Here is a 13,976-nt window from a genome sequence, read left to right as displayed (position 1 = left end):
GTGATGTGTCGGCGGTGTTACCGCAACCGCAACAAAACGAGTAACACGGAAACAACCTGACCGAATTTTCATGAACGATTTGTCCTACAAAATTCTAAGTTGTTGTTTTTAAAGCACTTTAAAAAGTTGGCATGGCTTCTGCTATCTCTATGGCATAACAAGAATAAAAAGCAGCAAACCTAATAAAAATAAGACGTAACGACTCTGACATAACAAAAACAACACGGCAGAGACGCAGCTAACAGATTTTTTTGGAGAAGGTGTGCTTTTCAGGGTGCTGCTTGCAGTAACCCGCAACCGGGCAGAGAACAATAAAACTACCTTCAGGTAGCTCCCGAACTGGTTGGATCGCTTGGCGAAAAAGCAGATCAGCGCTCAAAAAAATACGTTTGCTCTTGACCCCGGATGGGGGTCGCCCGAAACAGCGGTAAAGGGTCACGGTTGCCAAAAACAACAACAGACCGCCCCTTAATAATAAAAAAAGAGCAGGCAACGACAAATTAAAGGGGAGCTTCGGCTCCCCTTTGTGCTGTCTGGCATTTGAGTTTTGGCCGCGCATCCTGTGGGAGCGGGCTTGCTCCCACAGGACTGTCGTTAGCCTTTATTGGCTTTCAGCTCTTCGATACTGATCTCGCGCATCCGGAACTTCTGGATCTTGCCGGTCACAGTCATCGGAAACTCCTCGACGAACTTGAAGTAGCGTGGCGTCTTGAAGTGCGCGATGCGTTCTTTGCACCAGGCTTGCAGCTCTTGCTCGCTCACGCTGTGGCCGGGGTGGAACTTGATCCAGGCAACGATCTCCTCACCGTACTTCTCGCATGGAATGCCGACGATCTGCACATCCGCTACCGCAGGATGGGTGAAGAAAAACTCTTCCAGCTCTCGTGGGTAAATGTTCTCGCCACCACGAATGATCATGTCCTTGTTACGTCCGGCGATGCAGACGTAACCCTCTTCGTTCATAGTCGCCAGATCTCCGGTGTGCATCCAGCCAGCCTGATCGATCGCCTCGGAATCTGCACTTCGCTCATATGCATTTCGCTGATGACCCGACGCATGACTTCAATCGGGCACGTTGCCCCGGCCATGATCCCGGTACGCAACGTCGACAGGTCGAACTCTGCACGGCGCGGTTGATCGAGCATGGCGATGAACATGGTCGGCACACCGTACAACGCGGTGGCTTTCTCTTGCGCAACAGTGGTCAACGTCAACAATGGGTCGAAGGCGTCGTTGGGGTAAATCATGGTGCTGCCATGGGTGATGCAACCCAAGTTACCCATGACCATGCCGAAGCAGTGATACAGCGGCACCGGGATCACCAGGCGATCATTGGCCGTCAGACCAAGGCTTTCGCCAACCATGTAGCCGTTGTTGAGGATATTGTAGTGACTGAGGGTCGCGCCCTTGGGGAAACCGGTGGTGCCAGAGGTGTATTGAATGTTCACCGCCTGGTCGAAATGCAGGCTGTTTTGCCGTGCCTTGAGCTGTTCAACTGGCACCCCTGCGCCAAGATCCGCCAGTTGCGACCACGGCAAAAAGCCTGATGGCGGCTGCGCGTCGAGACTGATCACGCCGCGTAAATCCGGCAAGCGCTCAGAGTGCAGACGGCCAATGGATTGCTCGGCCAGTTCTGGTGCCAGGCCTTGAAGCATGGCGTGGTAATCGGATGTCTTGAATGAACCGGCACACACCAGCCATTGGCAGCCGGACTGCTTCAACACGTACTCGAGTTCGGAACTGCGATAGGCCGGATTGATGTTGACCAGAATCACGCCAATCTTCGCGCTGGCAAACTGGCTGATGCACCACTGCGCGCAGTTTGGCGCCCAGATGCCGAGACGGTCCCCCGTTTGTAAACCCAGCGCCAATAACGCTCTGGCGTGCAAATCGACCGCTTCGGCCAATTGCGCCCAGCTGTAGCGAAGTTGCTGATGACGCACCACCAATGCTTCGCCCTGAGGGCACTTTGCGACTGTGTTATCGAACGCCTGACCAATGGTCATCGCCAGCAAGGCTTTGTCCTGTGAACCACGGCTGTAGCTGTGCTGTGGGGGAGCACTGTGTTGATCCATGACGACCCCTATTGTCTTTTTTAGTGGGTGAGACGGTTGAACCTTTGCCGGCGACAGACTTGGCTGTTCCTACGCAAACGGTTCGTTTTTCAACCTCGAAACTGCCTCTACTCTCGCTCAAGTTGACGTTAACGTAAAGGATGATTGACAGCCATTCGTCACAGGCTTACGTTAACGTAAAGGTGACAGTCGATTCGGCGCGCTGTGCAGGCCGATTCTCCATTTATAAAAACAAGTTTGAAGGTGCCCCCATGAGCTATCCGACCCTGAACTTTGCCCTCGGCGAAACCATCGACATGCTGCGTGACCAGGTCCGCGCCTTCGTCAGTAAAGAGATCGCCCCGCGCGCAGCACAGATCGATATCGATAACCTGTTCCCGGCTGACTTGTGGCGTAAATTCGGCGACATGGGGTTGCTGGGGATTACCGTTCCAGAAGAATACGGCGGTGCCGGCCTGGGCTATCTGGCGCACGTGGTGGCCATGGAAGAAATCAGCCGAGGCTCGGCCTCGGTCGCCCTGTCCTACGGCGCGCATTCCAACCTCTGCGTCAACCAGATCAACCGCAACGGCACCCACGAACAGAAAGCCAACTACCTGCCGAAGCTGATCAGTGGCGAGCACATCGGCGCCCTCGCCATGAGCGAGCCGAACGCCGGCTCCGACGTGGTTTCGATGAAACTGCGCGCCGACAAACGTGGCGACCACTATGTGCTCAATGGCAGCAAGACCTGGATCACCAACGGCCCGGACGCCAACACTTACGTGATCTACGCCAAGACCGATCTGGAAAAGGGTCCGCACGGGATCACCGCATTTATCGTCGAACGCGACTGGAAAGGTTTCAGCCGCAGCAACAAATTCGACAAGCTCGGCATGCGCGGTTCGAACACCTGCGAGCTGTTCTTCGATGACGTTGAAGTCCCGGAAGAAAACATCCTGGGCGTGCTCAACGGTGGCGTGAAAGTGCTGATGAGCGGCCTCGACTATGAGCGCGTGGTGCTCTCCGGCGGGCCAACCGGGATCATGCAGGCCTGCATGGACCTCATCGTTCCGTACATCCACGACCGCAAACAGTTCGGCCAAAGCATCGGCGAATTCCAGCTGATCCAGGGCAAGGTCGCCGACATGTACACCCAGCTCAATGCCAGCCGCGCCTACCTGTACGCAGTGGCTCAAGCCTGCGAGCGTGGCGAAACCACCCGCAAGGACGCTGCCGGCGTAATCCTTTACAGCGCTGAACGCGCCACGCAAATGGCCCTCGATGCGATCCAGATTCTGGGCGGTAACGGCTACATCAACGAATTCCCGGCAGGCCGTCTGCTGCGTGACGCCAAGCTGTATGAAATTGGTGCGGGAACCAGTGAGATCCGTCGCATGCTGATCGGTCGCGAACTCTTCAACGAAACCCGCTAACGGAGCTGTCCATGGCAATCCTGCACACCCAGCTCAAACCTCGTTCGGCGGAGTTCGCGGCCAACAGCGCGGCGATGCTTGCCCAGGTCGACGCGCTGCACACCCTACTCGCCCAGGTCCAGCAAGGCGGCGGCGCCAAGGCCCAGGAACGGCATACCTCACGCGGCAAACTGCTGCCCCGTGAGCGGATCAATCGCCTGCTCGACCCTGGTTCGCCCTTTCTGGAAATCAGCCAACTGGCCGCTTACGAAGTCTATGGTGAAGAGGTTCCCGCCGCTGGAGTGATCGCCGGCATTGGCCGGGTCGAAGGCGTCGAATGCATGATCGTCGCCAACGACGCGACCGTGAAAGGCGGTTCGTACTACCCGCTGACGGTGAAAAAGCACCTGCGCGCCCAGACCATCGCCCAACAGAATCGCCTGCCGTGCATCTACCTGGTCGACTCCGGCGGCGCCAACCTGCCGCGTCAGGATGAAGTGTTCCCGGACCGCGAGCACTTCGGGCGGATCTTCTTCAACCAGGCCAACATGAGCGCCATGGGCATCCCGCAGATCGCTGTGGTMATGGGCTCCTGCACCGCCGGCGGCGCCTATGTGCCGGCCATGGCCGATGAAGCGATCATGGTCCGTCAGCAGGCGACGATTTTCCTTGCCGGCCCGCCGCTGGTGAAAGCCGCGACCGGTGAAGTGGTCAGCGCCGAAGACCTGGGCGGTGCCGATGTGCACTGCAAGATTTCCGGTGTGGCCGACCACTATGCCGACAGCGACGAACACGCACTGGCCCTGGCCCGACGCAGCGTTGCCAACCTCAACTGGCGCAAACTGGGTGAACTGCAACAACTTACGCCAATCGCACCGCTCTACAGCAGCGACGAGTTGTACGGCGTGGTGTCGGCCGATGCCAAGCAACCGTTCGATGTGCGTGAAGTGATTGCGCGACTCGTGGACGGCTCAGTGTTCGACGAGTTCAAGGCGCTGTTCGGTACGACACTGGTCTGTGGTTTTGCACACCTGCACGGCTACCCGATCGCGATTCTTGCGAACAACGGCATCCTCTTCGCCGAAGCTGCGCAGAAAGGTGCGCACTTCATCGAACTGGCCTGCCAGCGCGGGATTCCCTTGCTGTTCTTGCAAAACATTACCGGCTTCATGGTCGGCCAGAAGTATGAAGCCGGCGGCATTGCCAAGCACGGCGCAAAACTGGTCACCGCCGTGGCCTGCGCCAAGGTGCCGAAATTCACCGTGATCATCGGCGGCAGCTTCGGCGCCGGTAACTACGGCATGTGCGGACGGGCCTACGATCCGCGGTTCCTGTGGATGTGGCCGAACGCGCGAATCGGCGTGATGGGCGCCGAGCAAGCCGCGGGCGTGCTGGTACAGGTCAAGCGCGAACAGGCGGAACGCAGCGGTCATCCGTTCTCCGACGCCCAGGAAGCCGAGATCAAGCAACCGATCCTCGATCAGTACGAAGAACAGGGCCACCCCTACTATTCCAGCGCCCGGTTGTGGGACGACGGCGTCATTGACCCGGCGCAAACCCGCGACGTGCTGGCCCTGGCCTTGTCTGCATCGCTGAATGCACCTATCGAACCGAGCCGCTTCGGCGTGTTCCGGATGTGATCTGGAGAAAACCATGAGCGACTTCAATACCCTCGAACTGCTGACCGACCCGCGTGGTTTCGCCACGCTGTGGTTGAGTCGCGAGGCGAAAAACAACGCCTTCAACGCCGAAATGATCCGCGAACTGATCCTCGCGCTGGACAAGGTCCAGAGCAACCCGAGCCTGCGTTTTCTGCTGGTGCGTGGGCGGGGCAAGCATTTCAGCGCTGGCGCTGACCTGGCCTGGATGCAGCAATCGGCCGAACTCGATTATCACACCAACCTTGACGACGCTCGCGAGCTGGCCGAGTTGATGTACAACCTCGCCAAGCTGAAAATCCCGACGCTGGCGGTAGTCCAGGGTGCGGCCTATGGCGGCGCATTGGGCTTGATCAGTTGCTGCGACATGGCGATTGGTGCCGATGACGCGCAATTCTGCCTGTCGGAAGTGCGCATCGGCCTGGCACCGGCGGTGATCAGCCCTTTCGTTGTGCAAGCCATCGGCGAACGGGCCGCACGCCGTTATGCGCTGACCGCTGAACGTTTCACTGGCCAACGTGCTCAGGAAATCGGCCTGCTCAGCGAAAGCTATCCGGCCAGCGAACTGGAGTCTCAGGTCGAACAATGGATCAACAATCTGTTGCTCAACAGCCCGCACGCCATGCGCTCAAGCAAGGAGCTGCTGCGTGAAGTCGGCAACGGAGCCCTGAACCCGGCGTTGCGCCGCTATTGTGAAAACGCGATCGCCCGAATTCGCGTCAGTCCTGAAGGTCAGGAAGGCTTGCGGGCGTTCCTGCAGAAGCGTCCGCCAAGTTGGCAGCCTGAATCCACCACCAAGGAGCTGCGTTGATGAGCGCCCCTGTTCTCACCACCTTGCTGGTGGCAAACCGTGGCGAAATTGCCTGCCGAGTGATGCGTACCGCCAAGGCGCTGGGCCTGACCACCGTGGCCGTGCACAGCGCCACCGATCGCGATGCGCGGCACAGCCGCGAGGCAGACATCCGCGTCGACCTGGGTGGCAGCAAAGCGGCTGACAGCTACCTGCAAATCGACAAACTGCTCGCTGCCGCCAAGGCCAGCGGCGCTCAGGCGATTCACCCGGGTTATGGCTTTCTCTCGGAGAACGCCGGATTCGCGCGCGCCATTGAAGCCGCCGGTTTGATTTTCCTCGGCCCACCCGCTTCGGCCATTGACGCCATGGGCAGCAAATCCGCCGCCAAAGCCTTGATGGAAACCGCTGGCGTACCGCTGGTACCGGGTTATCACGGCGAAGCTCAGGACCTGGAAACCTTCCGCGATGCCGCCGAGCGCATCGGCTATCCGGTGCTGCTCAAGGCGACTGCCGGTGGCGGTGGTAAAGGCATGAAAGTGGTCGAGGACGTCAGCCAGTTGGCCGAAGCCCTGGCCTCGGCACAGCGTGAAGCGCAATCTTCGTTTGGCGATTCGCGGATGCTGGTGGAAAAGTACCTGCTCAAACCACGGCATGTGGAAATCCAGGTCTTCGCTGATCAGCACGGTAACTGCCTGTACCTCAACGAACGTGATTGCTCGATTCAACGTCGTCACCAGAAAGTCGTCGAAGAGGCGCCCGCCCCCGGCCTGAGCGCGGAACTACGCAAAGCCATGGGAGAAGCGGCCGTCCGTGCGGCGCAAGCGATCGGTTATGTCGGCGCAGGTACCGTGGAGTTTCTGCTGGATTCGCGCGGTGAGTTCTTCTTCATGGAGATGAACACGCGCCTGCAGGTCGAGCACCCGGTTACAGAAGCCATTACCGGCCTCGATCTGGTGGCGTGGCAGATTCGCGTCGCCCAAGGCGAGCCGCTGCCCATGACTCAGGCGCAGGTGCCATTGCTCGGCCATGCGATTGAAGTGCGTTTGTATGCTGAAGACCCAAGTAATGACTTCTTGCCGGCCACCGGACACCTGGCGCTATACCGCGAGTCAGCTGCGGGCCCGGGCAGGCGCGTCGACAGCGGTGTCGAGGAAGGCGACAGCATTTCGCCGTTCTATGATCCGATGCTTGGCAAGCTGATCGCCTGGGGCGAGGACCGCGAACAGGCTCGTTTGCGGCTGCTGAGCATGCTGGATGAGTTCGCTATTGGCGGGCTGAAGACCAACATCAACTTTCTGCGCCGAATCATCGGTCACCCGGCTTTCGCTGCATCTGAGCTGGATACCGGATTCATCCCACGCTATCAGGAACAATTACTGCCAGCGCCAAACGAACTCAGCAATGAGTTCTGGCAAGCCGCTGCCCAAGCCTTTGCGCAAAGCCAGGCACACCATGTACGCGCCGATGACCCGGGTTCACCATGGGCCGTTGGTAACGGTTTCCGTGCCGGCTTGCCAGCAGAAACCACGCTGCACTTAAGCTGCGAAGACCAGGACCGAGCAATCACCCTGGCCCCCGCCGACACCCGCAACGCCGAGCTCAACGGTGAGCAATTGCTGATCGAGTATCACGGCTTGCGTCGTCAGCATCGCGCCATCCGCCAGGGTGAAACCCTGTACCTGCAATGGGAAGGTGAGCTGCGCTGCATCAAACCTTACGACCCGATCGCCGCGGTCGAAGCCAGCCATAGTCATCAGGGCGGTCTGACCGCGCCAATGAATGGCAGCATCGTCCGTATATTGGTAGCGCCAGGGCAAACGGTCGAAGCCGGTGCGCAACTGGTGGTACTGGAAGCCATGAAGATGGAGCACAGCATTCGTGCGCCCCATGCAGGTGTGGTGAAGGCCTTGTATTGCCAGGAAGGCGAGATGGTCAACGAAGGCAGYGCGTTGGTGGAGCTGGAATAATCGCGGTCTGATGACAGGTCCTACGCCGTAGGACCTGTCTGACTAGAACTTGGCAGTTGCCTGCACCACTACTCCGATAATTCGGCACTCATCAGTAAACAGGACTTTCGGGTAGGTCGGGTTCAGCGGCACGAGATACCGTTGGCCACTCTCTTCGATCAACTTGCGGAACGTCGCTTCGGCGCTGTCTGGCCACTGCGCGATCACCAGTTTGCCGGGTACGGCCTCAACTGCCGGGTCGACCAGAATCAGCATGTCTTGCGCAATACTGATGCCGCTCGGTGCGGTCATCGCATCGCCGACCACGACCAGCCAGAACGCCGGGCCTTGGGCGTGATAATCCGATAACTCGTGACGTCCCTTGGCATAAGCGGCCGGCGCAGTCTCGCGCACCTCACTGATACCACGCCAGTCACTGACCGGGTAGCGGAAGTACGGGTTGTATTTTTGCGCCAGCGACACCTCGTAATCGCCCTCTTGTGCCTCGTCACTCGCAAGCTCGGGTTCCCTGATCACCAGGGCGACTTCGAGAAACCCCAGCCCCAGCTCCCGAAGCACCCGGTTCATATCCTCGAGGCTGGGCTGGCGACGCTTGTTCAGCCAATGGCCGACGCCACCCTGAGACATTGCGAGACGCTCTGCGAGCTTTTCCTGAGTGATTTTGAGTTCACTCATCTTGGCCTTGACCAACTCAATCCATTTATCCATGGGCGGAACAATACTTCGCGTAGTCGGACCCTCAACACACACATTGTAGTATTTAATTTCTCGTCATAAATACAATTTGTACTAGGATTCAAATTACTCAATCGCCCCACTCACGGAGCATTACCCACCATGGATATCACCCGCAAAGACACGGCCGAACAAGAAATCGACGCGAACTTCACCTCGCTCAAGGGCTGTGCGGCAGCCCAACGCGCCCTGGATTATTACTTGAAACCAACTGTTTCAGAATTCGAAGTCGCAGAACGATTTTTCGATGTAAACCGTAACGTCAGCAGTGAGGAAGCTCTGGTCCATGCATCGGACTTGCTGCGCTGTGCCGCCGCGACCGCTTACGAGTCGGCAGACAACCTGCATGGTGCAAGCCGCGACCTGGCATTTTCAGTGGTACACATRATCGACATGGCCAAGGCCATGGTGGACAGGTCCCTGGACGGTGACCAGAAAGGATGAGCAGGAAAACACAATTAGAGACGCTGCGATCTGACTCAGCTGCAGACGTTTGGGGCAGCCACAGGAAAATTTTCCTATAAGGCAGGTGAAAACATTTGACTTGCAAATGATAATGATTATTATTGCATGCAGCTGATCGCGAGATCAGTCGATAGACCAAGAGACCTTAGGTCGGACTCCTGGAATATCTCCTCATCAGGCTAATCACGGTTTTTGACCCGGCTTTTTGCCGGGTCTTTTTTTTGCCAGTTTTTCTGGCTATGGCTTCAGGCTAATGAAGACGGGTGCTGCTGAATTCGATGGCGCGGATGATATCAAAAGAGCATCTTTTTGCAACAGACCGCTCAAGCACGGGCTTTAGTCCACCCAAAACAGCACTTGAGAATCAATCGCAGAAACACTAAGCTGCGGCTGCGTCAAGGACGACGCCCCCCATATTATCCCCGCGCAAATTGCCCTCGGTTTTCCCACCCTTGCGTGTAAAGTAACAGCCATAAAAATCATACTCAGGAATAGATTATGACCGTGGCCCACCGCTCCTTTGAGATCACCGCCAACTTCGACAGCGGCAACATCGAGGTGCTGGATATCAGCAATCCGTTACAAGCCTTGCTGGCCATCAAACCCGATACCCGCAGTCAGCATTTCCAGTGGTTTCACTTCAAGGCCAGTGGTCTGCACGTCGGCCAGGAACATTGGTTTCGACTGAACAACGCCAGTAAATCCTCTTATAACAAGGCATGGGACGGTTACCAGGCGGTAGCCTCGTATGACCATGTCAACTGGTTCCGTGTGCCGACGATCTTTGAAGGCGACTGCCTGCGCTTCAGCCTCGAAGCCACCGAGACTCACGCCTGGTTTGCCTACTTTGAACCCTACAGCCGCGGACGCCACGATTGGCTGATCGACCAGGCGTTGAGCAAGGCTGGCACCGAACTGCTGGCCACCGGCAAAAGCGTCGAAGGCCGGGATATTCAATTGTTGCGCAAAGGCAGCGGCGCCGAGGGCCAGCGCAAGGTCTGGATCATCGCCCAGCAGCATCCTGGCGAACACATGGCCGAGTGGTTCATGGAAGGTGTCATCGAACGTCTGCAACAGCACAATGATCCCGAGTTGAACAAACTGCTGGCCAGTGCCGATTTGTACCTGGTGCCGAACATGAACCCGGACGGCGCCTTCCATGGTCACTTGCGGACCAACGCCATGGGCAAGGATCTCAACCGCGCCTGGCAGAGCGCGAGCCAGGACACCAGCCCGGAAGTACTCTTCGTTCAACAGCAAATGGAGAAGTACGGTGTCGACCTGTTCCTCGATATCCACGGCGATGAAGAAATCCCCTACGTGTTCACTGCTGGCTGCGAAGGAAACCCGGGCTATACCCCGCGAATCGCCAAGCTCGAAGAGCACTTTCGCAGTCATCTGAAACACCTGACCCGAGACTTCCAGACCACCCACGGCTACGCCCGCGACCTCCCGGGCCAGGCCAACATGACCCTGGCCTGCAACAGCGTCGGCGAGAAGTTCGATTGCCTGTCGTTTACGCTGGAGATGCCATTCAAGGACAACAACGACGCACCGAATGCCCGCACCGGCTGGTCGGGCAAGCGTTCGATGCATCTGGGCAAGGATGTGTTGTCGACGATTGCGGAGATGGTTGGCACCCTGCGTTGATGCCTCTCAATGGCTGCATGCCGGTACGACGTGCAGCCATTTTTCACTCGACGGCGCTGGTCTATTGGCTGCTGACGCTAAAAAGCAGCGCACCTGAGCGATACGCCGTGCCAGCCGATCAGTGATCCTTGCCGTGCAACATGCTTTGCAACACCCCATCACGACGCACCCAGCCATGGAACAGCGCCGCTGCCAGGTGCGACAGAACGGTCAGAAACAGCACGTACGCCAGATACCCGTGGGCCGTACGCAGGAAGGCGAACAGCAGCGCATTCGCCGGCACAATCGAGGGTAACTGCCACGAACTGCCGAGCATCACCGGATCCCCTGCTGCCGAAATCATCGCCCAGCCCAGCAACGGCAGGATCAGCATCAACGCGTAAAGCAGCCCATGCGATACCTTGGCCGCCAATGCCTGCCAGCCCGGCAAGTCTGCCGGCAATGGCGGCTGGCGAGTCGAAAAGCGTACAAACAGACGCACAATCACCAACAGCAAAATCGCCACGCCCAACGGTTTGTGCAGGTGGATCAGCCATTCATGGCGCTCGGAGACTGACGCGACCATGCCGGTACCGATAAACAGCATGGCGATGATCATCACCGCCATCAGCCAATGCAGCAGCCGCGCCAGCGGAGTGAAATGATGAGGGTGCGCGCTCATTGTGGCGACTCCTGTTTGGCGGTGGGTAACTGCTCGACTTGAGCGGTTCGACGCAGGTAAGAACGGGCATAAGCTGCCGAACGTGCGGCCAGCAACGGGTCCTCGGAACCCTCGATACCGCTCGGCAAGACCAGCGGGTCGTAATTGATGTCGCGGCATTCGCCATCGTTTTGCGCCTGGGCACTTTCCAGCACCAGCGTCCCGGCGTTCAGGACCTTGCGCTCACCCAGCCAGGCCTTGCTGGCGTCGTTGATCGGGTCGGCAGCCGTTGCCAGCGTGATATTCAGCTGCCAACGCAACGGCCCGCTCTTCAAGCGCTGGAGCAGATCCTTTTCAAGAAAGTCCGCACCTTCGGGGGCACTGGCGCCGACCGCATCTCGCGCCACGGGGACCACGCTCCAGCGCACGGCCTGACGCTGACCCGCGGCGTTGACCAGATAAAAAGCGTTGATGCCATTGTAGGTCTCGGTCACGTAACTGGCCGATGGCTTGGCGCTCTTGATCCATTGCAGGAACGGCACGGTTTCCGGGTGTGTGGCAAAAAACGCCGGGACGCTCGCAGGATTGGGTTTGCCGGTGGCCGGATCGGGTGTCTGGGCCTGTTGTAGCTGATAAAAGGCTTCAGGCGTGCCCACCGGGAACACCGGCATGCTGTTCATTCCCGTGCGCCATTGCTGACCGTTGGCCTGCTTGAAGCGCAACGCCAGGCTGCGGATCGGCACGCTGCTGTCCGGTGCGTAGGGATTGCCGCTGGGCAACGCAAAACGCCCGACAACCGGCGTTCGCGCTGCGCTGAAGACCTGGGCGGTTGAATACGGGCGCGCCTCGCTGCTGCTTTCAAAATACCCGGCCACGCACACGCCCTTGGCGTGATTGCGCCGAAAGCCCGGGTGTACGCCATTGTTTTTCTCCAGCACGTCGACCAGCGCTTTTGGTGTCAGACGCTGTGGGTCAAACGTGCCATTGACGTAGGCAAAGGCCCCGGCCAGTGTGGCGACTACCGCGCCGATACCGGCCAGGCGCAAAGCCAGGCTCACGCGGCTCAAGGGAATTTTGTCAGGCCGTGGCGGCGGTGAACGATCAACCATGTGAACATCTCCAGGGCCGTGGGCCACCGGTGGAAAGGATCAATCAGACGAAGCCCGCAGAGGTTTATTCCACGGTCCGGTATTTATTTTTCCACTGCTGGAATAACCTCCACTGCCGGACGTCTTCCTGATCCGAAGCGTAATGACTAGCCAGCATTCCATGAACGATCTCGACGAACCGTTACGTGAACTCATCCCCAGGCTGCGGCGTTTTGCCGTGTCGCTGACGCGCAACCCCAGCAACGCTGACGATCTGGTGCAGTCGTGCCTGGAGCGGGCGCTGTCGGGATGGGGCGACAAACGCCCGGACGGCGATTTGCGCGCCTGGCTGTTTTCGATTCTGTATCGACAGTTTCTCGACGCCCATCGACGCTCAAGGCGCTACGCGCGAATGCTTGAGTTCTTCACCGGTCGCGACGAAGCCCAGCCCTCGGTCGAGCGCACGGTGTTGGCACAATCGACGCTGCAAGCCTTCGACAAACTGACCACCGAGCAACGCGCGCTGTTGCTCTGGGTCTCGGTGGAAGGCTTGAGTTACAAGGAGGTCGCCGAGATTCTCGACGTTCCTACCGGCACCGTGATGTCTCGCCTGTCCCGCGCTCGCCAGGCCTTGCGCCAGCTCAGCGACGGCGAAATCACCAGCCCTTCTTTGCGGATACTCAAATGATCAGCATGCCCCCAAGCGTCAGTGACCTGCACGCCTACGTCGACCATCAACTCGACGACGCGGACCGGCGACGGGTGGAAACGTACCTGGCGGCCAACCCGCACGTTGCCGAGCAGGTTCAGGCCTGGCAACAGGACGCCCAGCAACTGCGTGCAGCCTTGAGCGGCGCCTTGCAGCAACCGCCCAACCCGAACCTCGACCCCAGTGTGATTCGCCAACGTCTGAAACGACAGTCCCGCCGCCACTTGGCCAGCGCCGCCGTGTTGCTGATCGCGGTCAGCGTCGGTGGCCTGGGCGGCTGGCAAGCGCGGGAAATGACCATGGTGGGTGCAACCCTACCGATGACTGACGCACTGCAGGCGTACCGGATGTTCGCCCAGCAAGGCATCCTGCCGGCCGATTACACCGTCACCGATGACGGCGATATGCAGCGCTGGCTCGACCATTACTTCTCCCAGGCCAATCGCCTGCCGGACCTCGCCAACTCGGGGTTCAAACCGGTCAGCGGGCGGTTGTTGAGCACCGAGCAAGGTCCCGCAGCGATGGTGATGTACGAAGACCAGAGCGGCCGCAAGATCAGTTTCTACGTCCGTCCGCCAGGCCCGAAAAACTACCTGCTGCCACGCGGCAGTCGCAGCGACGGCGAGTTGCAGGCCGAGTACTGGTCGGGGCCCGGGTACAACTATGCGATGGTCAGCGAGGCCCGGGATCCGGCGACGCAGATGCTCAAGCAAGAGCTAAGGTTCTAATGCTCACATCGAATCAGGCTGACTGAACGGTGATTTCCAAAGGCAAAAAGCTGTACCAACCGCCTGTTTTGGTC

The 13,976-nt window shown here is 58.8% G+C and carries 11 protein-coding genes and 1 pseudogene; 8 read left to right on the top strand and 4 right to left on the bottom strand.

Annotated features, from left to right (window positions below; genetic code table 11):
• Positions 1–594: 594 nt before the first annotated feature.
• A pseudogene (locus AC1DH9_RS08680) lies at positions 595–2,075 on the bottom strand (AMP-binding protein).
• Positions 2,076–2,326: 251 nt separating this feature from the next.
• Here AC1DH9_RS08680 and AC1DH9_RS08675 point away from each other — a divergent pair.
• From AC1DH9_RS08675 to AC1DH9_RS08660, 4 genes are read left to right on the top strand one after another with little or no spacing between them, the layout of a single operon-like run.
• Positions 2,327–3,490: an isovaleryl-CoA dehydrogenase gene (locus tag AC1DH9_RS08675; RefSeq protein ID WP_145015246.1), complete on the top strand. Its 1,164-nt coding sequence runs from the start codon at positions 2,327–2,329 to the stop codon at positions 3,488–3,490.
• Positions 3,491–3,501: 11 nt separating this feature from the next.
• Complete coding sequence (locus tag AC1DH9_RS08670; RefSeq protein WP_477808054.1) at positions 3,502–5,109, top strand: carboxyl transferase domain-containing protein; 1,608 nt, start codon at positions 3,502–3,504, stop codon at positions 5,107–5,109.
• A gap of 13 nt (positions 5,110–5,122) precedes the next feature.
• Positions 5,123–5,938, top strand: a complete 816-nt coding sequence (locus AC1DH9_RS08665) for a gamma-carboxygeranoyl-CoA hydratase (RefSeq protein ID WP_427545337.1) — start codon at positions 5,123–5,125, stop codon at positions 5,936–5,938.
• Positions 5,938–7,887 carry an acetyl/propionyl/methylcrotonyl-CoA carboxylase subunit alpha gene (locus AC1DH9_RS08660; RefSeq protein WP_427545335.1) on the top strand — a complete coding sequence of 650 codons (1,950 nt, stop codon included), beginning with the start codon at positions 5,938–5,940 and terminating at the stop codon, positions 7,885–7,887. Before AC1DH9_RS08665 ends, AC1DH9_RS08660 begins: the two co-directional genes overlap by 1 nt.
• Positions 7,888–7,929: 42 nt before the next feature.
• Here AC1DH9_RS08660 and AC1DH9_RS08655 read toward each other — a convergent pair whose 3' ends face one another.
• Positions 7,930–8,595 carry a LexA family protein gene (locus tag AC1DH9_RS08655; RefSeq protein ID WP_427545333.1) on the bottom strand — a complete coding sequence of 222 codons (666 nt, stop codon included), beginning with the start codon at positions 8,593–8,595 and terminating at the stop codon, positions 7,930–7,932.
• Positions 8,596–8,724: 129 nt separating this feature from the next.
• Between AC1DH9_RS08655 and AC1DH9_RS08650 the strand changes: the two genes are divergently transcribed.
• Both AC1DH9_RS08650 and AC1DH9_RS08645 read left to right on the top strand, forming a co-directional pair.
• Complete coding sequence (locus tag AC1DH9_RS08650; protein WP_477808053.1) at positions 8,725–9,066, top strand: DUF6124 family protein; 342 nt, start codon at positions 8,725–8,727, stop codon at positions 9,064–9,066.
• Between the two features lie 519 nt (positions 9,067–9,585).
• Positions 9,586–10,737, top strand: a complete 1,152-nt coding sequence (locus tag AC1DH9_RS08645; protein ID WP_427545329.1) for a M14 family metallopeptidase — start codon at positions 9,586–9,588, stop codon at positions 10,735–10,737.
• A gap of 118 nt (positions 10,738–10,855) precedes the next feature.
• On the opposite strand, the gene AC1DH9_RS08640 is transcribed toward AC1DH9_RS08645, so the two are convergent.
• Both AC1DH9_RS08640 and AC1DH9_RS08635 read right to left on the bottom strand, forming a co-directional pair.
• Positions 10,856–11,398 (bottom strand): cytochrome b, encoded by a 543-nt coding sequence (locus AC1DH9_RS08640; RefSeq protein WP_427545327.1) that lies wholly within the window; start codon positions 11,396–11,398, stop codon positions 10,856–10,858.
• On the bottom strand, positions 11,395–12,486 hold the full coding sequence (locus AC1DH9_RS08635) for a catalase family peroxidase (protein ID WP_427545325.1): 1,092 nt from the start codon (positions 12,484–12,486) through the stop codon (positions 11,395–11,397). Before AC1DH9_RS08635 ends, AC1DH9_RS08640 begins: the two co-directional genes overlap by 4 nt.
• Before the next feature lie 160 nt (positions 12,487–12,646).
• On the opposite strand from AC1DH9_RS08635, the gene AC1DH9_RS08630 reads away from it, so the two are divergent.
• Together AC1DH9_RS08630 and AC1DH9_RS08625 are read left to right on the top strand one after the other, a co-directional pair.
• The gene (locus AC1DH9_RS08630; protein ID WP_103316169.1) at positions 12,647–13,153 is read left to right on the top strand and encodes an RNA polymerase sigma factor; all 507 of its coding nucleotides are present in this window, start codon (positions 12,647–12,649) and stop codon (positions 13,151–13,153) included.
• Positions 13,150–13,902, top strand: coding sequence for an anti-sigma factor family protein (locus AC1DH9_RS08625; protein WP_427545323.1), 753 nt, complete (start codon positions 13,150–13,152; stop codon positions 13,900–13,902). The genes AC1DH9_RS08630 and AC1DH9_RS08625 overlap by 4 nt, the downstream gene beginning before the upstream one ends.
• The last annotated feature ends 74 nt before the right edge of the window (positions 13,903–13,976 follow it).

Source organism: Pseudomonas sp. 05T35 (assembly GCF_056396605.1).
This window is presented reverse-complemented; position numbering and strand designations above follow the sequence as displayed.